This window comes from Bacillus sp. 005/A4HT-01/001 (genome assembly GCF_004634445.1).
GTDB classification, from domain to species: domain Bacteria; phylum Bacillota; class Bacilli; order Bacillales; family Bacillaceae; genus Bacillus; species Bacillus altitudinis.
On the sequence record NZ_SEIZ01000002.1, the window covers coordinates 72831 to 94905 of the forward strand.

Here is a 22075-nt window from a genome sequence, read left to right on the forward strand (position 1 = left end):
TACTACACTAAAACTGCGACATAAGGACATGCAACAATGGTAAATGTTCGTGTTTCTTAATGTTTTATTCTATTATACACGTTATTATGCATCTAGTTCCACCAAAAAGTCAACTTTACGTGTTTTTAAACTTGTCTTCATGAATGAAATTATGGTATATATCATGATTTGAATCCGGTTACAACCCAATAAACACAAGGCGTATAAAGAAAATTGCCACTTAAGAAAGATCAAAAAATAAACACAGAAAATTTACAAAATAAAAAATCATTCATACAAAAAAGACACATTCAAATGAGAAATGTGTCTTTTTATTTTGGTTATCCTTCTAAGAAAAAGAGCTGCACGAAAAATAAGACGGCAAAAATGAGCACAAGAATATGCACTTCTTTCCATTTTCCTTTTGCCAGCTTCACAAGTGGATATGAAATAAATCCTAGTGAAATCCCTGTAGAGATGCTAGATGTCAGCGGCATGGAAAGAATCACAAGAAAAGCAGGAAATGCTTCGTCAAGCTCATTCCAGCGAATACGTGACACTGAATTCATCATCAAACAGCCGACAATGATTAAGACAGGTGAAGTGATGGACGGCAAAGCCGAAATGACTTTAATGAGTGGACCAAAAAACAAAGCCACAATAAACAATGCAGCAACGGTTAAAGAGGTCAGTCCAGTTCTTCCGCCAGCGGCCACTCCTGATGATGATTCAATGTAAGCTGTGGTTGGGCTTGTTCCAAACATTGAGCCAATTGTCGTCGCAGCAGAGTCAGCAAGTAAGGCTCTGCGTACTTTTGGGAGCTGACCATTTTTCATTAAACCAGCTTGTTCCGCAACCCCGATCATTGTTCCTGTTGTATCAAAAATCGTCACAAGTAAAAAGGAAAAGACAACAGCATACAAGTGATGGGAAAATACATCGCCAAACGCAGCAAATGGATTTGTAATCAGCATTCCTTCAGGCAGTGCTGGGGTATCCACTAGCACTTTAGGAAAATGAAGCTGACCTGTTGCAAGTGCAATTAACGTGGTTGCTAACATGCCGATAAACAGCGCTCCATTCACTTGAAGAACCATTAATATGACAGAAATCATTAAACCAACGAGTGTCAAAATGACAACAGGTGAGCTTAAATTACCAAGTTTCACAAGATTTTGTGGATCAGCAGTGATGATCCCAGACTGTCTTAGCCCAATGAATGCAATAAATAGTCCGATACCTGCTGTAATTCCGTACTTTAAATTATCTGGAATCGCCTCAATGAGTTGTTTTCTAAGGGATGTTAACGATAAAATGATAAAGAGTATTCCAGCAACAAATACCGCACTAAATGCTGTTTGATAGCTGAGACCCCCGCCGCCGACAACAGTGACGGTGAAATAGACATTCAGCCCCATACCTGGTGCAATGGCAATCGGATAGTTTGCAAAGAGTGCCATCCAGAGGGTACCGACAACAGCAGCGATAATGGTTGCAGTAAAGACTTGGTCAAAAGGAATGCCTGCATCTGAAAGGATTCCTGGATTGACGGCTACAATATATACCATCGTAAAGAATGTCGTCATACCAGCGAGTAATTCTTTCTTTATATTGGTTTGGTTCTCTTTTAACTGAAACATAAAATCCTCCATTTACGAACATTATTACAAAACACTTAATATAATATTCGTTTTAAGGGTGGATTGCAACCTTTTTTCAAGGAGGAATGGAAAAATGAATTGGGAAGCAGAAGTCATACGAAAAAAAGACAATTTGATTCAGGATACACAATCTTTTTTACAAATTGAAAGTGTCTTAGATGAAGAAGGCGGCACAGCAGGAAAACCGTTCGGTGAAAAAGTGGATGAGGCTCTTCAGTATATGCTCAAAAAAGGGCAGGACGAGGGCTTCAAAGTGAAAAATGTTGATGGTTATGCTGGTCATATTGAATATGGAGAAGGCGAAGATATCGTCGGTGTGCTATGCCATGTGGATGTCGTGCCTGCGGGAGACGACTGGACAACCCCGCCATTTTCAGCGGACATAAGAGAAAATAAAATCTTTGCAAGAGGAGCCATTGATGATAAAGGGCCGACCATGGCGGCGTTTTACGCAGTGAAAATGTTAAAAGATGCCGGTCTGCCGCTGTCGAAAAAGATTCGAATCATCATTGGCACAGATGAAGAAAGCGATTGGAGATGCGTCGATCACTATTTCAAGCATGAGGCGATGCCGCAAATCGGGTTTGCGCCAGATGCTGATTTTCCAATTATTCATGCTGAAAAAGGGATCATAGATGCCATCGTATCCTTTACATACGAACAATCAGAAGAAAACAAGCGTTACATCCTCAAGCAATTCACATCAGGCATGCGTCTCAATATGGTCCCAGATGAGGCTCGCGCGATTGTGACAGCAGCAAATGATCACGATGCTGAAGCATTAAAAACGGCTTTTGCAGCCTATCTTGCAGAAAATCAGCTAACCGGTGAGACAAACCATACAGCAGATGGACTGACATTCACATTAAAAGGTGTATCAGTTCATGCAATGGAGCCGGCGAATGGCACAAATGCGGGCATTCATATGGCGAATTTCTTATGTGCGCATGAATTAGATGAAAGAGGGCTCGCTTTTACATCACAAATAAATGCTTTATTTGATCAAGACACAAGAGGACAAAAACTCGGCATCGCTTGTAAAGATGATATTAGTGGTGACTTGACCTTGAATGTGGGCACAATCCGCTATTCGCAAAACGAAGAAGCGAAGCTTGGGCTGAATGTCCGCTATCCCGTAACAGCGGACGGTAAGGAAGTCAAAAAAGGGATTGAACGAATAAAAGGGGCAGCGATTGAGAAATTTGATGACAGTCCGCCTCATCACGTCTCAAAAGACCATCCACTTGTGAAAACATTACAGCGTGTCTACGAAGAACAAACAGGAGATCCTGCCCATCTTATTGCGATTGGGGGAGGAACGTATGCAAGGTCATTAGAAGCAGGTGTTGCCTTTGGCCCTCTATTCCCTGGAAGACCTGATTGCGCACACCAAAAGGATGAATATATCGAAATCGATGATTTACTACGAGCAACTGCTCTATATGCACAAGCCATGTATGAATTGGCGAAATAAAAAAGGAAAGAGAAGAGGGGATTCACCGTGAAAAAAATGTTCTTATGCTCTTCATTCAAAGACAGCTATTCTCTCTTGTCTGACTTTGCAGGCGACACCTTAAAAGGAAAAAGTGTGACATTCATTCCGGTAGCCAGTGAAGTGGAAGAAGTCACGCACTATGTCGATGCAGCAAAAGAAGCCTTTCATCAATTAGAAATGCGTGTAGAGACTGTTCAACTGACCGGGCAAACGGTTCAGGAGATCACACAGATCATTAGGAAGAATGATGTCATGTATGTATCTGGCGGCAATACCTTTTATTTGCTGCAAGAATTAAGAAAGCACGGGCTCGATCGTGTATTGAAAGAAGAGATCGGCAAAGGCAAGCTGTATATCGGAGAATCTGCGGGGAGTATTATCATGGCGCCAAGCATTGAATACATCTCACTGATGGATGATCAGGAGAAAGCGCTAGAATTATCTTCCTTTGAAGGATTCAATGAGATTAGCAGCTATCCAGTACCGCATATAAACAATCCTTATTTAGGTGAAGCCGCACAGCATATCATAGAGAAAGATCAAAATACGCTCTCTTTATGCCCGCTCACTGATGAACAAGTTTTACTTGTGACAGGCGAACAGACTGAGGTCAAGACGGTCTTGTAGGAGGTGTTCATATGAAACGAAGAAAAAGGAACAGGAGCATACGCCCTGTTCCTTTTTTAATCTTGAAACACATCACTTGATAAATAACGTTCACCCGTGTCTGCTGTCATACAAATGACAATGTGATCCTTTGGCATTTGCTTGGCTGCTTCAATGGCTGCATAGCATGCCGCGCCAGATGATGGACCGACTAAAATACCTTCAAGACGGGCGAGCTTTCGTGTGATGTCGTAAGCATCTTCATCACTCACTTGCACAATCTCATCATACACCTGTTCGTTTAAAATATGTGGGATAAATCCTGGACTTGTGCCAACAAGCTTATGTTTGCCAGGTTTCCCGCCTGATAAAACAGGAGACCCCTTTGGCTCTGCCACATGTATCGTCAATTCCGGGAATGCTTTTTTGAGTTCCTCTCCAGTGCCTGTAATGGTTCCGCCAGTTCCAGCAGTTGCGACAAAAGCGGCAAGCGGCTGCCCAATCTGTTGCACTGCATCAATAATTTCTACAGCCGTTGTCCCTCTATGAGCATCAGGGTTCGCACCATTGTCAAATTGCATGGGAATAAAGCTATTAGGAATTTGAGCAGCTAATTCTTCTGCCTTGCGAATACAGCCTGGCATTTTTTCCTCCCCCGGGGTTAATACGACCTGTGCGCCGTATGCCTTTAAAATATTGATTCTTTCTTGGGTCATCGTATCAGGCATGATCAGAATGGCTTTGTAGCCTCTTGCAGCAGCGTTCATCGCTAAGCCAATTCCTGTATTTCCGCTTGTTGGTTCAATAATCGTTGCCCCTTTTGTGAGCTTTCCTTGTTTTTCTGCCTCAAGGATCATATTGTAAGCAGCCCGATCTTTTACACTTCCGCTAGGATTAAATGATTCCAGTTTTAAATAAATAGCAGCGCCATGTACTGGCTGAAGGCGCTGTAATTTTACAAGTGGTGTATGACCTATTAATTCAGCTATATTTTGTGCAACCTTCATCATGTGACACCCTTTCTTCTCATTCCGCATTACTTTAGTTATACTATCATCAATGGGGATTCGTAAAGTTTGTTAAAAAGGACAGGTGAAAATATGGCCGAAAGCCGTCATTATTTTATCGGGATTCCAATCCCTGAACAACTCGCGTATCAAATGAAAGCGGATATAGACAAGAGGAGCGGACTTTCCTTTCAAAAATGGACAGCACCCATTGATTATCATGTCACCCTTGTGTTTTTAGGTGCGATTCCAGAGGACCGTTTAAATAAGATTTCTGAGCTACTTGCACAGCTGTCTCCTGGGGTGTCTGCTTTCCAGCTGAAGCTGAATGAAGTAGGAATATTTGGCCAAAAGGAGCGGCCGAGAGTCTTTTTTACAAAGCCTAGTGAAAGTAAGCCTTTGATGGATCTAAGAGAAAAAGTGAAAGCAGCCGTTTTGACAGCAGGTCATCCTGTCGAAAAGAGACCCTTTCATCCACATATGACGATTGCGCGCAAATGGAATAGAGAACAGTCCTATATAGAACAAGCACCCTTACGGAAAGAACCATATTCGATGGAGGTTTCTAGTATCGCTTTATTTGAAATTCGTCTAAAAGAAACCCCGCGTTATCACGCGATCAAACAATTTACACTACATAAATGATTCTAGAGGTTGGAGTGAGCAGCAGATGGCGCAAATTATTAAAATCCAAGATTATATATCACGATATGAACAAGACCCGCATCATTACATCAATCAGTTTATTCGGTTGAAAAAACAAAGATGGGACGAGTTAAAAAAGGCTTCCAAAGAGCAGGTGCAAAAGCAGGCTGACCAAGCCATCGAGCAAGCACCTGAACAAGAGGAAGAAAAGAGAAAGAAATTCTCCTTAAAAAGAAAGCAAAAAGAAGCCGATATGAAAAAGGAACGGGACCTGAGTCTTTTTAACGAGCCAACAGATATAGAACAAGGTGTCTTTACAAACGTTCCTACCGATGAAACGAAGCTGATTCACTTTTTTAAAGATCATCTTTACGATGTTCAGTTAAAATGGGCCAGCTCGACGATCTCTCATATTTCAACTGTCTCCCATCACATTCGCTATGATGAAAAGCTGCGGATGCTTGCAAGGCAGCTGCCAGATTCTTATTTTGTGATGTACAAGCCGGTGCTGCTCATTCAAAAAGCTGAGATGGAATTGTGTCCAGTGCTCATTACGCCGCTTGAAGTCATCTGTTTATCTTTCTTAGAAGCAGAGCCAGACAGCGTATATATTGGATCAAAGGAACGTTTTTGGGAAAAGCGGGCGACGGGAAAAGCTGTTCAATCCGTTTTAAACCCTTGTGCAAGCCTTCTTCGCTCTGGAACTGTTGTGTCAAAAATTTTACAGCAAAGTGGTGTAGAGCTTCCTGTGAAAAAAATCCTCATCAGCCGCACCTCGTATATTGATTTGCCCGAAGTTCCATTCGGGATGGAGGTTGTCGATAAGAAGAAAGCGGAGGATTGGTTTGAAAAGCAGCGGAAAAGCACGGCGCCGACAAAGCATCAGCAATTCAAAGCGACAAAGGCATTGCTCGCTTATGGTGAATCAGACAGCAAGAGAAGGCAGGAATGGCTCGATTAAAGGCATATCAAGGTCACCAAAAAATGAGACCTGAGTGGAGCTAATATATGAATGAATGGTACTTTATCGTCAATCCAGCAGCAGGACAAGGAAAAGGACTCCGCACTTGGAGAAGCATAGAGAAAGAATTACAAAAGGTAGAGATCTCATACAGATCGTTTCTTACCCAGCATGAAGGACATGCCGAAGTTTTGGCGAGACAGATTAGCGCTATGCAAGACGACAGATTGAAACGGCTGATCGTCATTGGCGGTGACGGCACATTTCATGAAGTACTAAATGGTTTAAAAGAAATTGATCATGTGCAGCTAAGCTTTGTCCCAGCAGGTCATTGGAATGATGCTGCGAAGGGGCTGGGCATCCAGCGTCATGATGTGATCAAAGAAGTGAGAAAACAAAAGAGGATGCTGACGAAAACATTTTCTCTCGGCTCCTTTCAAGATCATGCAGAAAGTCCGCAATCTGTTCTTTTTCTCAATCATATTGGTGTTGGTTTTGATGCGCATGTCTTGAAGAGAACGGTCCATTTTAGAGGGAAAAAGTGGCTCAACCGACTCAAACTCGGATTTATCATCTACCCGCTGTCCTTTCTACATTCGTTATGGTCTTTCAAACCGTTTGACCTTGCTCTTTTTATTGAAAATGAGAGAAAAGTTTTTCGCCAAGTGTGGTTTGTGATCGTATGTAATCACCCATATTATGGAGGCGGGCTGGAAGCAGCGCCGGAAGCAAGTGCGAGGCAATCAGGATTTCAAACAATCGTTGTCACTGATTTGAATCCATTGAAAGTTCTCTTATTTTTAAGTGCAATGGTTTTTAAAAAGCACCTTGTAATGGAGGGAGTCACCCTTTTTCAGCATGAAGAAGCCTACTTGGAGGCAGATGAAAAAATCTTATTTCACGCCGATGGAGAAGTGATTGGCGCCACTCCAGTGTTTGTTAAGGCTAGTGAGCGATCGTTAAAATTACGTGGCTAAGAAGCAGCCAGTGTGCGCACGAGCAAAAGAAACATGAAAAAAGACTTCCCTTTTCATAAGGTTCTTGTCCTGTTTTTCTAGTTTTGCTTGACGAGTATAAGAAGGTAGCGATAAAATCTATAGGACGGCTATTGTTTAGCATCTCATTCTCAATAGCTGTCCTTTTTGTTTTTATGATCATATAAATAAAAAATAAACAGCCAATTGATCTCAATCGGCTGAATTTTGTCGACTAAAAAAGCATGATTTAAAATATTTTAAGAAATGATGGGTTGAAAATTGATATGAACTGGTTGGGACAAATATTAGGTAGCGAATGGCACATCTCTCCTGCTGGAGGCGCTACGGGAGATGCGTACTTCGCAACACACAATGACCAAAAGCTATTTTTAAAACGCAATACGTCACCGTTTCTTGCGGTTTTGTCAGCTGAAGGCATTGTGCCGAAGCTTGTCTGGACAAAACGGATGGAAAATGGGGATGTCATTACTGCGCAGCACTGGCTGAGCGGGAGAGAGCTGAAGCCAAAGGACATGAATGACCGTCCTGTAGCAGAGCAGCTAAGAAAAATTCATACATCAAAAGAGCTGCTCGATATGCTGAAACGATTAGAAAAGCACTCGCTTGACCCGGCATCGATCTTGATGCATCTCAAGGCATCGATCTTAAAAGAGCAGATTGACTCACATGATATCATGCGTGCCATCCAGTATTTAGAGAAACATGTGGAGGCAGTTCATTTCGAGGATAAGGTCGTATGCCATTGTGACCTCAACCATAATAATTGGCTGCTGACAGATGAAAACCAGCTCTATTTAATTGATTGGGACGGGGCAATGATTGCGGATCCAGCGATTGATCTTGGACCGCTCTTATACCATTATGTTGAAGAAGAGAACTGGGAAAGCTGGCTCTCTATGTATGGTGCTCCGCTGACCGACAACTTGCGAAAACGCATGGCATGGTATGTGCTGGCTGAAACCGTCTCGTTTGTCGTTTGGCATAAAAGAAAAGGAAATGAAAAGGCGCAAAAAGAAGTGCAAGCCGAGCTACATGCACTCTTAAAACGGTTAAACATCCATTAAGACAATGGAATGTTCTCGACCCAGTTAGATAGATGAGATTGATGCGCTTCGATATGTGCATCAATTGAACTGACAGAAGTGCCTTTTTGGCTGTAATTATAAATATCTGTTAGTAGCTGACGAACGTCAGCATCCAAATCTTCTTTTGCCAGCATTAATTGAATCACGCGTCCCACCTGTTCATATTCTGCAACAGTCCCGCAGCAATCCAGCTGGTGATCAGTTAAAATATCTTTGATTAATTGAAGCTGATGTTGGCGGTTTAATCCCATACGTATGCTCCTTTCAAGCGTGTCATTTATGTGGTTAAACTGTGCATTCAGCTTTGATTTTATACATGAAGCAGACCAGCCCAAATAGCAGCTGGTCTTTTTCATATGTGCGGATAAGTTGCTGTCTTGCGGCTCTTTATGTTTCATGGTATCTTGATAAAATGTAAAGAAAATAGAGGTGTATCAAATTGAGAATGCGACATAAACCATGGGCGGATGATTACTTAGCTGAAAATGCTCATATTGCTTTAGCCAACCCTGAACAATACAAAGGGAAATGGCATGAGCTGTTTGGAAATGATCATCCAATCCATATCGAAGTCGGTACAGGAAAAGGGAGCTTTATTGCCGGAATGGGCAAGCTTCATCCTGAGATGAACTATATCGGCATTGAATTATTTAAAAGTGTCATTGTGACGGCAGTCGATAAAATCAAAGAAACAGATGTAGAAAACGTAAAGCTTCTAAACATCAACGCAGAGACACTGACAGATGTCTTTGCGGAAAATGAGATTGATCGGGTGTATTTAAACTTCTCTGATCCGTGGCCAAAATCAAGGCATGAAAAACGGAGATTGACATTTAAAGCTTTTTTAAAGCGATATGAACAGATCCTCCGTCCAGGCGGTGAATTACATTTCAAAACCGATAACCGAGGACTATTTGAATATTCCTTGAAAAGCTTTTCGTCTTACGGACTCCTTTTAACGTATGTGAGCCTTGATTTACATGAGGATGGTCTCGAAGGAAATGTCATGACAGAATATGAAGAGAAATTCTCTTCCATGGGACAACCGATCTATCGATCAGAAGTAAAATTCCCTGAATAAAAAGCGAACAAAGCTGGCTGCAACGAACGATTGCGGTCAGCTTTTTTGATGAAAAGATTAGCACATGCGATTTTCCTTTGTATTTGCTACGATAGAAAAAGGAGGGATGACAGCAATGGAGACAATGAAAATAGGTGAAATGGAACTGTTCTGGTTAAATGGGGGAGATACACACATGGATGGCGGTGCCATGTTTGGCGTGGTGCCAAAGCCATTATGGTCAAAAAAATACCCTGTGAATGATCGAAATCAAATTGAATTACGGTGTGATCCAATGCTCATACGGTGGAACGGTCTTCATCTGTTAGTAGATTCTGGCATCGGGTCAGGGAAGCTGACAGAGAAACAAAAACGCAATTATGGCGTCACAGAGGAAACGAAAATAGAAGAATCACTTGCGGCTCTCGGTTTGCGCCCATCTGATATAGATTACGTCTTAATGACTCATTTGCATTTTGATCATGCAAGCGGGCTGACAAAACGTGAAGGCGATGAGCTCGTGTCTGTTTTTCAGCAGGCAAAAATCATCACGTCCAAAATTGAATGGGACGAAATGAGAGCGCCGAACATCCGCTCAAGAAATACATATTGGAAAGAAAACTGGGAGCCTGTTGCCGATCAAGTCATGACATTTGAAGATAGCATTGAAGTAACAGAAGGCATTCGCCTGCATCATACAGGTGGACATAGCGATGGGCATAGCATCTTAACGCTCACAAGTCAGGGAGAAACGGCTATTCATTTAGCGGATATCATGCCGACACACGCTCATAAAAACCCGCTTTGGGTGTTGGCATACGATGATTATCCAATGACCTCGATCCCTGCGAAGCAAAAATGGCAGGCATTCGCCGAAGAAAACAATGCATGGTACTTGTTTTATCATGATGCCATCTACCGTGCTGTAAAGTGGGATGAAGACGGGGCAATGACCCATGAGGTCAAAAGAGAAACCGGAAGATAAAAGATCATCTGTATGTTTTTTCGCCTTTCACACAAAATAACGACAAAATGAACTTGTGAAAGGAAGAGTGCAGGTGAATCAATTTTATCGTGTACATGGTGATGTCATCGAGACACCGTTAAGAGGGATGGAAGTCATGTCTGTCCCTTATTTAAACAAAGGGGTCGCATTTACAAAGGAAGAGCGGGAAGAGCTTGGGTTAAAGGGATTTCTGCCGCCGAAGGTGTTAACACTAGAGGATCAAGCAAAGCGTGCATATGAGCAGTTCAAAGCACAGCCAGACGCACTTGGGAAAAATGTCTATTTAACTGCGCTTCATGACAGAAATGAAGTGCTCTTTTATAAATTATTAAATGAGCATTTGGCAGAAATGCTGCCGATTGTTTACACACCGACCGTAGGAACAGCGATTCAGCGTTACAGCCACGAGTATAGAAAGCCAAGAGGAATTTATTTATCTATTGATGACCTAGAAGGAATGGAAGAAATTTTTGCATCTTACGGAGTGGATGAATCAATTGATCTCATTGTCGCAACAGATGCAGAAGGAATTTTAGGCATCGGTGACTGGGGTGTTGGCGGAATCGCCATTTCAGTCGGAAAACTGGCTGTTTATACAGCTGCAGCAGGTATTGATCCTAGCCGTGTGCTGGCAGTGGTGCTTGATGCTGGGACCAACCAGGAAAGCCTTTTAAATGATCCGCTTTATGTGGGAAATCAGCACTCCCGCGTTCGAGGAGAGCGCTATGATCAGTTTATTGATCAATATGTCGAGCTTGCCCGTGCGACTTTTCCAAATGCACTTCTTCACTGGGAAGACTTCGGTACAAAAAATGCGCGCGCCATTTTGGAAAAATATAAGGACCGTATTTGTACATTTAATGATGATATTCAAGGAACTGGAGCCGTTTCACTTGCTGCCGTTCTGGCTTGTGCAAAAGCATCGAAGGTTCCGCTGAAAGATCACCGAATCGTGATCTTTGGAGCAGGTACAGCAGGGATTGGTATAGCCGAGCAAATTCGTGATGCCATCGTGAGAGATGGTGTCAAAGAAGAGGAATCATATGATCATTTCTGGTGTATTGATAAAACGGGATTGCTCACAGATGATTCACCCGACATTCAGCCATTCCAAAAGCCGTATGCAAGACGTTCTGATGAAGTGAAGGATTATGCACGTAATGGTCCAAAGCATTCCATTGATTTGTTAGAGGTCGTGAAGCAGGCGAAACCTACGATCTTAATTGGTACCTCAACTGTAGGTGGGGCATTTACAGAGGAAATAGTGAAAGAAATGGCGTCACATGTAGAGCGGCCAGCGATTTTACCGATGTCAAACCCGACACCTCTTTCAGAGGCAAAGCCGGAAGATCTCATTGAATGGACAGAAGGCCGTGCGCTTGTCACAACGGGAAGCCCGTTTGATCCAGTTGAATATGGCGGTGTGACATATGAAATTGGGCAGGCAAACAATGCCCTTGTGTTTCCAGGCCTTGGTCTTGGAACGATTGTGTGTAAAGCCCGCCTCATGACAGACAGCATGTTTGTTGCGAGTGCTGAAGCGATTGCGAGCATGGTCAATGTCGGAAAACCGGGTGCTGCGATGCTTCCAAGTGTTGATCAGCTTCGAACAGTTTCAGCGACAGTGGCTGTCCGTGTGGCACAAGCAGCGATTGACGAAGGAATTGCGGAAGAAACCCCTGATGATCTCATTCAGGCTGTGCAAGACGCCATGTGGCACCCTGTATACAAAAAAATCAAAGCCATCTAAAAAAAGCTTCGCAAGGACTTGTCTTTGCGAAGCTTTCTTATTAAGCAACAGAATCAATGACATCAACGATCATGCCTGTTTTTGCATCAATCATGACTTCATACTGTTCAAGCTCGCCAAAGGCGGAGCGTGTAATGCCAGATTTGTACACATCAATCGTTTCACCATTTACGGTATACGGTTCTGGTACAGTATAAATCCAAGAGCCATCAATCGGGCCGCGCTGTTTAAAAGCGGATTTCACAATTTTTAACGCTTTTTCAGACGAGATATACGTCGGGAAAAAGACTTTCTTTGCAACAATTGCAGCGGCTACGCCAATACTCGCACCAATCAGAACATGTTTTAACTTCAACGTGCTGCACCTCCGTATTGCTGTTTTTTCCATTATACAAAACTTGTCCAGCGATGTTAAGAAATCCGAATACTTGAAAGCATATTCAAAATTTCTGGAGAGATACTTGGAAAACCGAAAGAATTCTTATAGTATAAAGTGAGTGTTATTTTTATAGGAATTTATATGGTCATTACATAGAAATGAGGGTAACTGTCAAATGAACGAAGAAACAATGTCGCTTTTCCGAAATTTAACAGAATTACAAGGGACTCCAGGTAATGAGCACCATGTGCGTGCTTTTATGAAAAAGGAACTTGAGAAATATTCCGATGAACTCATACAGGATCGTCTTGGCGGAGTGTTTGGTGTCCGCAAAGGCCCAGAGAACGCGCCGAAGATTATGGTGGCTGGTCATATGGATGAAGTCGGCTTTATGGTGTCATCCATTACGAAAAATGGAATGATTCGTTTTCAAACACTTGGCGGCTGGTGGAGTCAAGTGATGCTTGCGCAGCGTGTGGATGTTCATACGGATCACGGGCCAATTCCGGGCGTTGTATCGAGCACACCTCCTCATCTTCTGACACCAGAACAAAAAAGCAAACCAGTAAAACCGTCAGATATGCTGATTGATATTGGTGCAGACAGTGAAGAAGAAGCGAAAGAGCTTGGCGTTCGCCCAGGGCAGCAAATCGTTCCTGCAACGGTCTTTACCCCAATGGCCAATCCGAAAAAGATTTTAGCCAAAGCTTGGGATAACCGCTATGGGTGCGGACTTGCCATTGAATTATTGAAAGAATTAAAAGACGAAGCTCTTTCATGTCAGCTATATTCAGGCGCAACCGTCCAAGAGGAAGTAGGGCTCAGAGGGGCTGAGGTAGCTGCGAATATGATTAAACCGGATCTGTTCTTTGCTCTAGATGCGAGTCCTGCAAATGATGTGACGGGAGACAAATCACAATTTGGCCAGCTTGGAAAAGGTGCACTTCTTCGTATTTATGATCGCACGATGATTACGCACCGAGGCATGAGAGAATTTGTCCTCGATACAGCCGAAACAAACAATATTCCATATCAATATTTCGTATCGCCAGGCGGTACGGATGCTGGACGTGTTCATATCTCAAATCAAGGTGTACCGTCTGCTGTTATTGGTGTATGTGCGCGTTACATTCATACAAGTCACTCTGTCTTGCATGTGGATGATTATGCAGCGGCAAAAGAATTAATTGTTCGTCTTGTGAAAAATTGTGATCAAAGCACGGTGGATTCGATTTATCAACAAGTGTAAACGATAAGAAAAAGGCTGCCTCATTAAGAGCACAGCCTTTTTCTTATTCCTGTTCAAACACGTATGACAACGCCTTAATCGCTTGATTCACTGTTTCGACAGTGATATTTGCTTTGTTTGATAATTCCTTTAGGGGATGATGTAATTCTTTAGGACGAATCAAAATAAGGGGTTTCCTTTTGGCGATGGCAGAAGAAGCATCCATTGCCGTGTTCCACTGTTTATATTTCTCACCAAAGCGGGCGATGACAACGTCTGCCTTATTTAATAATAGTTCGGTGCGGAAATTGTTCAAATCAGAAGCCGCATCGTCTTTCAAGATGGCATTTGGCTGCCCGCCTAAAATATCTTCTCCGATGTTATCTGATCGGTCATGATTCTCCATTGGACCAACAAACGTTACTGGTAGTTTCAACGACTGGCTTTTTTCCTTAATTTCATCGCGCCACTGGCTATGAATTTCTCCAGCTAAATAAACCGTTAATTGCATAACAATCTCCTCCTTGTGCACAAACTTAGTAAAGGTTTGCCCTGTTTCTTTTCATGTTACACAAGAAGTGCTTGATAAAGCAAAAAAAATATGATTATGATATTCATGGTAGAGACTATTTTTCATCGTAAGAAGACTACATATAATGGGAAGGACAGGCCTCTTCGTCTTTCCTATGAGAAAGCAGGAAGACGACGTTGATGACTTATTTAAAAAGAAAGGGTATTTCCCTTTCGCCAAAGGTGTATTTTATTGATGCACTCTCTTATATGGCTTTAGGTCTATTTGCTACATTAGTGGTAGGGCTGATTTTAAAAACAGCAGGCGGCCTGTTATCATTTCCTCTCATCGTGGAAATGGGAACGCTCGCTATGGGGCTGATGGGACCAGCAATTGGCGTAGCGGTTGCTTATCGCTTAAATGCTTCTCCTTTAATTATTTTCGCAAGTGTTGTGTCAGGTGCCGCTGGAGCAGAGCTTGGGGGACCTGCTGGAAGCTTCGTGGTTGCTCTCATTGGTGTGGAATTAGGCAAACTGATCAGTGGTGAGACAAGAATTGATATTATTTTAACGCCGCTTGTGACCATTATCACAGGTTTTCTCACCGCTGCTTTCATCGGCCCTGGGATTCAGGCGGTGATGACAGGGCTCGGCAGGCTGATCGTATGGGGGACTGATCAAAGTCCACTCATCATGGGCATGCTGGTTGCAACCATTGTTGGACTTGCTCTTAGCTCACCGATTTCAAGCGCTGCGCTTGCGCTGATGCTTGATTTAAGCGGTCTTGCTGCTGGTGCGGCAACGATTGGCTGCTGTGCGCAGATGGTCGGCTTTGCTGCTGCAGGATTTAGAGAAAATCGTTTTGGCGGTCTTGCTGCGGTAGGCATTGGAACATCAAAACTACAGCTGCCGAACATTGTGAAAAATCCGCTCATTCTCATTCCGCCGACGATTGCAGGACTGATTCTTGCGCCAATTGGTATCATTGGCTTTGGGATGGTCAATAATGCGGCAGGAGCGGGTATGGGAACGAGCGGTCTTGTCGGCCAGCTCATGACACTCACAGTCATGGGATTTCATCCATCCGTTTTCCTCGCAATTGCTCTTTTGCATATCGTTGGCCCGGCAGTGATTAGTTTGGTAGTATCAGAATGGATGAGAAAGAAAGGCTATATACAATTCGGAGATTTAAGTATACAAACTGGAGGAATCAAACATGAAAAAAATTGAATCAAACGAAGAATTACAAAAAGTGATTCAAGAAGACTTAACCGTATTACTATTTTCAGCTGACTGGTGTCCGGACTGCACATTTATTGAGCCGTTTTTGCCAGAGCTTGAAGCAAACTATCCAGAATTTGAATACTTCTATGTGGATAGAGATCAGTTCATCGACACTTGTGCAGAGTGGGAAATTTACGGAATTCCAAGCTTTTTAGTCTTTAAAAACGGACAAGAGATCAACCGTTTTGTCAGCAAAGATCGTAAGACAAAGGAAGAGATTGAAGCATTTTTAACAGATTCTCTTTCTAAATAACGAAAGGAGGGTCTTATCATGGCGAAAATGACATCAAGACAGCTTGCCAATCAATTGAAAAGCCGTCTGACGAACGACAGCTGGACCCACCAGTTTGACAGGGAAAAAGATACGCTTCGTGTGGAAGATAAACATACAGGAAAGGGCATCACGCTTGAGCTCCCGCCGATTATTGCAAAGTGGGAAGTAAAGCCTGATGAAACACTGGATGAGATCGTTTATTATGTGAAAGAAGCGCTCAGCGCTATGAAAGGTGAAGCGCAGCACATCTCAGGTAAAGAGAAGCACATTTATCCGGTCATTCGTTCAACGTCCTTTCCAGAAACATCGAGTGATGAGATTCCGCTCGTTTTTGATGAGCATACAGCAGAGACAAGAATCTACTATGCACTTGACCTTGGAAGCACCTACAGATTAATTGACGAGAAGATGCTGCAAAAGGAAAACTGGACAAAAGAACGAATCAGAGAAACCGCAAGTTTTAACGTCCGTTCACTAAAGACTGTCGTGAAGATGGATGAAGTGGCGGGCAACCGTTTTTATTTCTTCCGTGCAAACGACGGGTACGATGCAAGCAGAATATTAAATGAATCGATTTTACAAGAATACGCGCAAAAAGTAGAGGGGCAAATGGCTATTTCCGTTCCCCATCAAGATGTGTTCATCATTGCAGATGTACGCAATGAATCAGGCTATGATATTTTAGGGCAAATGTCGATGAGCTTCTTCGCCAGCGGCACGGTTCCGATTACGGCCTTGTCATTTTTATATGACGAAGGCAAGCTTGAACCGATCTTTATTCTTGCAAAAAGTAGACCAAAACAGCAGTAGAAGGGAATTTTGAAGAATGAACGTTTTTTATAATGCAGAAGGTGTCGGCGACACACTCCTTATTTCATTGAAAGATGTAACAAGAGAAGAAGTAGGTCATGAAACGTTTGGAGATGTCGTAAGAATCTTCAATCAAGACACAAAAGAAACAACAGGTTTTAATATTTTCAATGCATCTACTTACATGAAAATTGAAGAAAACGGATCTGTACCGCTTTCTGAAACGCTTGTTCAAGATATCAATGAAATTTTGAACCGCAACGGTGTCAGTGAAACATTAACAGTTGATCTATCACCTAAGTTTGTGGTCGGTTATGTGAAGGAAAAAGAAAAACATCCGAATGCAGATAAACTGAACATTTGCCAAGTAGATGTTGGCGATGAAACCTTACAAATCGTGTGCGGTGCACCAAACGTTGATCAAGGTCAATATGTTGTGGTTGCAAAGGTCGGTGCTGTGATGCCGAGCGGTTTGGTGATCAAAGATGCTGAACTAAGAGGTGTTCCTTCAAGCGGAATGATTTGTTCTGCAAAAGAATTAGATCTTCCGAATGCGCCTGCTGAAAAAGGAATCCTTGTTCTAGAAGGAAGTCGCCAAGCTGGCGAACCATTTGAAGCGTAACCTCCCATAAACGGGTACAAATGAGCGAAGAATGTGTTATACCAAAAGTCACTAAGTACGCACTTAGTGACTTTTTTTCATCTACAGACAGCATGAACAGCAAAGCGTAGCACTTTTCTCGCTTTTCTGCATGAAAAAGCAATGGTATACTAAAAATCGCCCAAGAAAACGTAAGGGGAGTTAAAGTGAGTGATAAATGATGAGTTGGTTAGATAAATTTTTTAGTGTATTTTTAGGAGAAGAAAAAAAAGAAGAAAAAGCTGAGAGGCCTGAAACAGGTCCGATTGCACCAAAGCAGCCAGCTGTTGAACAGCATAAAGAATATAAAAAAGTTGAAGATACGAAAGTGTATTATGAATATCCAAAAGGCAATTTCCGCTTTCCTCTCGTTCCAGATAAACCTGCACGTGAGGCAGCAAAGCAACAAGAAAGAAGGCGCACGCGGCCAAGTCAGCCAAAGGCAAAGCAGACGACCTATCAGCCAAAACAAACGGTGCAGCCTGATCTCAATAAAAAGCCTTTTAAACCAGAGCAAATCCCTTCACCCATCTATGGCTACCACCAGGATATGCGTCCAAAACATGCAGCAGCCAAAGAAGACACAACTTCTGTCAAAATGAAATCGGCAGAAGAAACGTCACAGCGTGTCACACTGTTATCAGAAGAAGCAGAGCGTGAACGGAATGTAAGACAGCAAATGAACATCCCGTCTATACGAAAAGAACAACGTATGGAAGACATGATGTCAGCCCAAACAGAAGAACAAGCAGAGAGGCAACCTGTCACGACGCCGCTTACTTTGCAAGAGGAACTCGCTTATCAAGATCACGTTCAATCAACGATGGAACGTTTATATGACGAGCCTTTCAGTGAGACAGAGGATCAAGATCAAGCTTTGTCACAGACCAAAGACGATCGGGAAGCATTCTTACATATGGAGCAAGCTGAAGCATCTAACGAGCCTCTAGAGATGGAGCAAGAACAGGCAGTCACCATTGAACAAGAAGAGCCGATGATTCCGCTTGAAGATGATGCTCAGAAAAAAGAGAGCTTTACATTTGAAAAAGCTGAAAGCCCATCACCAGCACTCGACATGGAGATAGAAAGCCCAGTAGAAGAAACTGCGATGCTGGAAGAGAATGAAGTAGAGGCTATGGAAAAAACAACAGAGGCTGCATGGATAGAAGAAAGTCAAGCAGACGTGTCAGTGGCAGCATTTGAACAAGAAGAACCGGTGATCATACAAGATTCGCAAGATGATGATTCCCTGCCGGAAGAAAAATTAACAGATGATGAAGTCATGCCAGTTGAAGAAGCATCAGATGAATTTGCTGACTCTGGACAAGCAAAGATCGCCGGGGATATGGCAGAAGAGCTTGAGGAAATACCTGAAGAAACGCTTGAAATAAAACGTGAAGAACCAAAACGTGAAGAACCAAAACCGTCTTCTCCACAGCCAAAGCGCTCAAGCGGTCAAACCTCCACCGTTCCTTTTAACGTCATGATGTTAAAAAGTGATCAGCGCGTGCAAGGACAGAAGAAAACGGCAGATGCACAAGGCTATGTATTTCCGAGTTTAGCTCTTTTAGACGTTCCGCCAGCACAAAAAGAAGAGGACGGAACATGGGTGAAAGAACGGGCAGAACTGCTCAATGCCACACTGAAAAATTTCAATGTCAGAGCAAGTGTTGTTCATGTGACGCAAGGTCCTTCTGTTACAAGATTTGAAGTGCATCCTGAACCAGGCGTGAAAGTGAACAAAATTACAAACCTGTCAGATGATATCAAACTCAGTTTGTCTGCAAAAGATATTCGGATCGAAGCACCGATTCCTGGGAAGAACACGATTGGAATCGAAGTGCCGAACCTTCACAGTAAAATGGTTTTCTTAAGAGAAATGATCAGAAGCAGTGCCTTCAGAGACAATCCATCTCCATTAACGGCGGCGCTCGGATTGGATATTTCCGGTCAGCCCGTTGTGGTTGATTTACAAAAAATGCCGCACGGCTTAATTGCCGGAGCAACAGGTTCAGGGAAAAGTGTCTGTATTAATACCATTCTCGTGAGCCTGATGTTTAAAGCCTCACCTGATGAAGTGAAAATGCTGTTAATCGACCCTAAAATGGTCGAACTCGCGCCGTATAATCACATTCCGCATCTTGTGAGCCCGGTTATTACTGATGCCAAGACAGCCACAGCTGCCCTGAAATGGGTAGTAGATGAAATGGAAAGACGCTACGAACTGTTTGCACACTCTGGTGTGAGAGAAATCAAACGATTTAACGAACTGGTGAAAGAAAAACAAATGGGTGAAAAACTGCCATATCTCGTCGTTGTCATTGATGAGCTGGCTGATTTAATGATGGTCGCACCAAATGAAGTCGAAGAAAGCATTTGCCGAATTGCCCAAAAAGCAAGAGCATGCGGGATTCACTTACTCATTGCGACGCAAAGACCTTCTGTTGATGTCATTACAGGCCTTATTAAAGCAAACATCCCAACAAGAATTGCTTTCTCTGTTTCAAGCCAAGTGGATTCAAGAACGATCATTGATATGGCAGGTGCTGAAAAGCTTCTCGGTAAAGGAGACATGCTGTTCTTAGAAAATGGCTCTGGCAAACCGACAAGGCTACAAGGGAACTTTGTATCAGATCGAGAGATTGATGAAGTGGTAGCGCATGTGAGAAAACAGCGCAAACCTGTGTTCCTTTTTGAACAGGAAGAATTAATGCTCCAAGGCTCTGCTATTACAGACGAAGATGAATTGTTTATGGACGCATGCAGGTTCGCCATCGAGCAAAATAGTGCAAGTACATCCAGTTTGCAAAGAAGATTTAGAATTGGCTACAATCGAGCAGCAAGATTGATTGATATGATGGAACGTGAAGGGATGATCTCTGGGGCAAAAGGCAGTAAGCCAAGAGAGGTCCTTATGACACTGAGTGACTTAGAACAATTGATCTAAACAAACCACTTCATTTTTTTGATAAACATGGTATGATAGCACATAGGTGCAATTTTTGAATTGGACGCTTTTCGCATGCCTGTCTGAACGCTTTTTAACGAAAATGAGCGAAAGCAGGTGTTAGAAATGGGAAAGTTGTCGGATACTAATCATAGTTAATATTGATTAGAATAGGAAGATCGGAAAAAAATCTTTATTTGGAGCTGCGATTTGTGATCAGCTAGAGACAAAAATCACAAGTTGCAAATTGAAATGAGCGTCATATACTGTAAGTCAGATAGACGTTTGTTGGAGGTACAATTATGACTGTTTATCATTTTGTTGGAATAAAAGGGACAGGTATGAGTCCACTGGCCCAAATTCTTCATGATACTGGGTATACTGTCCAAGGATCGGATATCGAAAAACATATCTTTACACAAAAAGCATTAGAAGAACGAAATATTAAAATTCTTCCATTTGACCCAGATAATATTCAGCCAGGGATGACGGTGATTGCAGGAAATGCATTCCCAGATACACACCCTGAGATTGAGCGTGCTCTTTCTGAAGGGATTCCTGTTATTCGTTATCATAAATTTCTTGGAGAATACATGGATTCATTCACAAACGTTGCAATTACGGGTGCTCATGGTAAAACATCGACAACAGGTCTGCTTGCACATGTGATGCAAGCGGCAAAACCAACTTCCTACTTAATCGGTGATGGATCTGGAATGGGGAAAGAAAACAGCGAGTATTTTGTATTTGAAGCGTGCGAATACCGCAGACATTTCCTCAGCTACCATCCAGACTATGCGATCATGACCAATATTGATTTTGATCACCCTGATTATTTCACGGATATTGATGACGTGTTCGATGCGTTTCAAAACATGGCACTTCAAGTGAAAAAAGCCATCATCGCTTGCGGTGATGACGAGCATCTGCTCAAGATCCAAGCAAAAGTACCTGTTGTGTACTACGGATTCAATGAAGAAAATGATTTCCAAGCACGAAATGTTGTGAAAAACACAGAAGGCACCACATTTGATGTATTTGTACGTAATACGTTTTATGATACCTTCTACATTCCTGCTTACGGAAACCACAATGTCCTTAACTCATTAGCGGTCATTGCATTATGCCACTATGAGGCCATTGATGTAGAGCTCATCAAAGGTGCTTTAACGACATTTGGCGGTGTGAAACGACGCTTTAATGAAAAAGTAGTCGGTGAACAAGTCTTAATTGACGACTATGCGCACCATCCGACTGAAATTGAAGTCACGATCGAAGCAGCTCGCCAAAAGTATCCAGACCGTGATATTGTAGCAGTCTTCCAGCCGCACACTTTCACTCGTACACAGCAATTTTTAAGTGAATTTGCGGACAGTCTGAAAAAAGCAGACTATGTATACCTCTGTGATATTTTCGGTTCAGCTCGTGAAAACATTGGGAAACTAAGCATTGAAGATTTGCGGGAAAAAATTCCGCAAGCCCAATTGATTGAAGAAGAAGAGACATCTGTGCTGAAAACACATGAAAATGCGATCTTGGTCTTTATGGGAGCAGGAGATATTCAAAAGTATCTTCGTGCTTATGAGAAAGTCGCAGTATAATTGCCTGTCAAAAAGTGCCGATTCAATCGGCGCTTTTTTATTTTGAATAAAATGTGACAAAGGGGCTAAATGTGACAAGATGTGCCGCTTTTTTTCGTTCGCTGTGGACAGGAATTGGCGAATAAGTGTAGAATTATTATTCAATCGGT

21 protein-coding genes are annotated in these 22075 nt (G+C 42.6%); 16 read left to right on the forward strand and 5 right to left on the reverse strand.

All coding sequences use genetic code 11. The features are described 5' to 3' along the window. Positions 1–320 precede the first annotated feature (320 nt). Positions 321–1619, reverse strand: coding sequence for an NCS2 family permease (locus tag ES896_RS05940; protein WP_035391080.1), 1299 nt, complete (start codon positions 1617–1619; stop codon positions 321–323). A 94-nt stretch (positions 1620–1713) separates the two neighbouring features. On the opposite strand from ES896_RS05940, the gene pepV reads away from it, so the two are divergent. Both pepV and ES896_RS05950 read left to right on the forward strand, forming a co-directional pair. Continuing rightward, a complete protein-coding gene (pepV, locus tag ES896_RS05945) occupies positions 1714–3114 on the forward strand; it encodes a dipeptidase PepV (protein ID WP_135226557.1) in 1401 nt (466 codons plus the stop codon). A 27-nt stretch (positions 3115–3141) separates the two neighbouring features. After that, positions 3142–3762 (forward strand): Type 1 glutamine amidotransferase-like domain-containing protein, encoded by a 621-nt coding sequence (locus ES896_RS05950; RefSeq protein WP_046344245.1) that lies wholly within the window; start codon positions 3142–3144, stop codon positions 3760–3762. 56 nt (positions 3763–3818) lie between these two features. On the opposite strand, the gene cysK is transcribed toward ES896_RS05950, so the two are convergent. Further along, on the reverse strand, positions 3819–4748 hold the full coding sequence (gene cysK, locus ES896_RS05955) for a cysteine synthase A (protein WP_135226558.1): 930 nt from the start codon (positions 4746–4748) through the stop codon (positions 3819–3821). A gap of 69 nt (positions 4749–4817) precedes the next feature. On the opposite strand from cysK, the gene thpR reads away from it, so the two are divergent. The 4 genes from thpR (at position 4818) to ES896_RS05975 (ending at position 8416) form a co-directional block, all read left to right on the forward strand. Then, the gene (gene thpR / locus ES896_RS05960) at positions 4818–5393 is read left to right on the forward strand and encodes an RNA 2',3'-cyclic phosphodiesterase (protein ID WP_234703988.1); all 576 of its coding nucleotides are present in this window, start codon (positions 4818–4820) and stop codon (positions 5391–5393) included. Between the two features lie 25 nt (positions 5394–5418). Next, entirely contained in the window at positions 5419–6354 is a 936-nt protein-coding gene (locus tag ES896_RS05965; protein WP_135226559.1) for a hypothetical protein, read from the forward strand. 47 nt (positions 6355–6401) lie between these two features. After that, positions 6402–7331 (forward strand): YegS/Rv2252/BmrU family lipid kinase, encoded by a 930-nt coding sequence (locus tag ES896_RS05970; protein WP_007501831.1) that lies wholly within the window; start codon positions 6402–6404, stop codon positions 7329–7331. A gap of 284 nt (positions 7332–7615) precedes the next feature. Further along, entirely contained in the window at positions 7616–8416 is an 801-nt protein-coding gene (locus ES896_RS05975) for a phosphotransferase family protein (RefSeq protein WP_065461573.1), read from the forward strand. Here the strand turns inward: ES896_RS05975 and ES896_RS05980 are convergent. Further along, entirely contained in the window at positions 8413–8688 is a 276-nt protein-coding gene (locus ES896_RS05980; protein WP_008343039.1) for a YtzH-like family protein, read from the reverse strand. The genes ES896_RS05975 and ES896_RS05980 overlap by 4 nt on opposite strands. A 188-nt stretch (positions 8689–8876) precedes the next feature. Between ES896_RS05980 and trmB the strand changes: the two genes are divergently transcribed. From trmB to ES896_RS05995, 3 genes are all read left to right on the forward strand, one after another. After that, entirely contained in the window at positions 8877–9518 is a 642-nt protein-coding gene (trmB, locus tag ES896_RS05985) for a tRNA (guanosine(46)-N7)-methyltransferase TrmB (RefSeq protein ID WP_029575447.1), read from the forward strand. Between the two features lie 115 nt (positions 9519–9633). Further along, positions 9634–10482 carry a YtnP family quorum-quenching lactonase gene (locus ES896_RS05990; RefSeq protein WP_008343041.1) on the forward strand — a complete coding sequence of 283 codons (849 nt, stop codon included), beginning with the start codon at positions 9634–9636 and terminating at the stop codon, positions 10480–10482. A 73-nt stretch (positions 10483–10555) separates the two neighbouring features. Next, the gene (locus ES896_RS05995) at positions 10556–12253 is read left to right on the forward strand and encodes an NAD-dependent malic enzyme (RefSeq protein ID WP_008343042.1); all 1698 of its coding nucleotides are present in this window, start codon (positions 10556–10558) and stop codon (positions 12251–12253) included. Positions 12254–12293: 40 nt separating this feature from the next. On the opposite strand, the gene ES896_RS06000 is transcribed toward ES896_RS05995, so the two are convergent. Further along, a complete protein-coding gene (locus ES896_RS06000) occupies positions 12294–12608 on the reverse strand; it encodes a PepSY domain-containing protein (protein ID WP_003217759.1) in 315 nt (104 codons plus the stop codon). A 199-nt stretch (positions 12609–12807) separates the two neighbouring features. Between ES896_RS06000 and ES896_RS06005 the strand changes: the two genes are divergently transcribed. Further along, a complete protein-coding gene (locus ES896_RS06005) occupies positions 12808–13881 on the forward strand; it encodes a M42 family metallopeptidase (RefSeq protein WP_035391095.1) in 1074 nt (357 codons plus the stop codon). Positions 13882–13924: 43 nt separating this feature from the next. Here the strand turns inward: ES896_RS06005 and ES896_RS06010 are convergent, their stop codons facing one another. Continuing rightward, entirely contained in the window at positions 13925–14371 is a 447-nt protein-coding gene (locus tag ES896_RS06010) for a YtoQ family protein (protein WP_135226560.1), read from the reverse strand. A gap of 200 nt (positions 14372–14571) precedes the next feature. Between ES896_RS06010 and ES896_RS06015 the strand changes: the two genes are divergently transcribed. The 6 genes from ES896_RS06015 (at position 14572) to murC (ending at position 21926) form a co-directional block, all read left to right on the forward strand. Continuing rightward, positions 14572–15600, forward strand: coding sequence for a PTS sugar transporter subunit IIC (locus ES896_RS06015; protein WP_135226561.1), 1029 nt, complete (start codon positions 14572–14574; stop codon positions 15598–15600). Beyond that, positions 15587–15907, forward strand: coding sequence for a thioredoxin family protein (locus ES896_RS06020; protein WP_003217665.1), 321 nt, complete (start codon positions 15587–15589; stop codon positions 15905–15907). The genes ES896_RS06015 and ES896_RS06020 overlap by 14 nt, the downstream gene beginning before the upstream one ends. 18 nt (positions 15908–15925) lie before the next feature. Beyond that, on the forward strand, positions 15926–16738 hold the full coding sequence (locus tag ES896_RS06025; RefSeq protein ID WP_008343044.1) for a DUF1444 domain-containing protein: 813 nt from the start codon (positions 15926–15928) through the stop codon (positions 16736–16738). Between the two features lie 16 nt (positions 16739–16754). Further along, positions 16755–17360, forward strand: a complete 606-nt coding sequence (gene ytpR, locus ES896_RS06030) for a YtpR family tRNA-binding protein (protein ID WP_007501813.1) — start codon at positions 16755–16757, stop codon at positions 17358–17360. Positions 17361–17556: 196 nt separating this feature from the next. Then, positions 17557–20325 (forward strand): DNA translocase FtsK, encoded by a 2769-nt coding sequence (locus ES896_RS06035; protein WP_048002550.1) that lies wholly within the window; start codon positions 17557–17559, stop codon positions 20323–20325. Positions 20326–20627: 302 nt separating this feature from the next. Continuing rightward, the gene (gene murC / locus ES896_RS06040; protein WP_046526506.1) at positions 20628–21926 is read left to right on the forward strand and encodes a UDP-N-acetylmuramate--L-alanine ligase; all 1299 of its coding nucleotides are present in this window, start codon (positions 20628–20630) and stop codon (positions 21924–21926) included. The last annotated feature ends 149 nt before the right edge of the window (positions 21927–22075 follow it).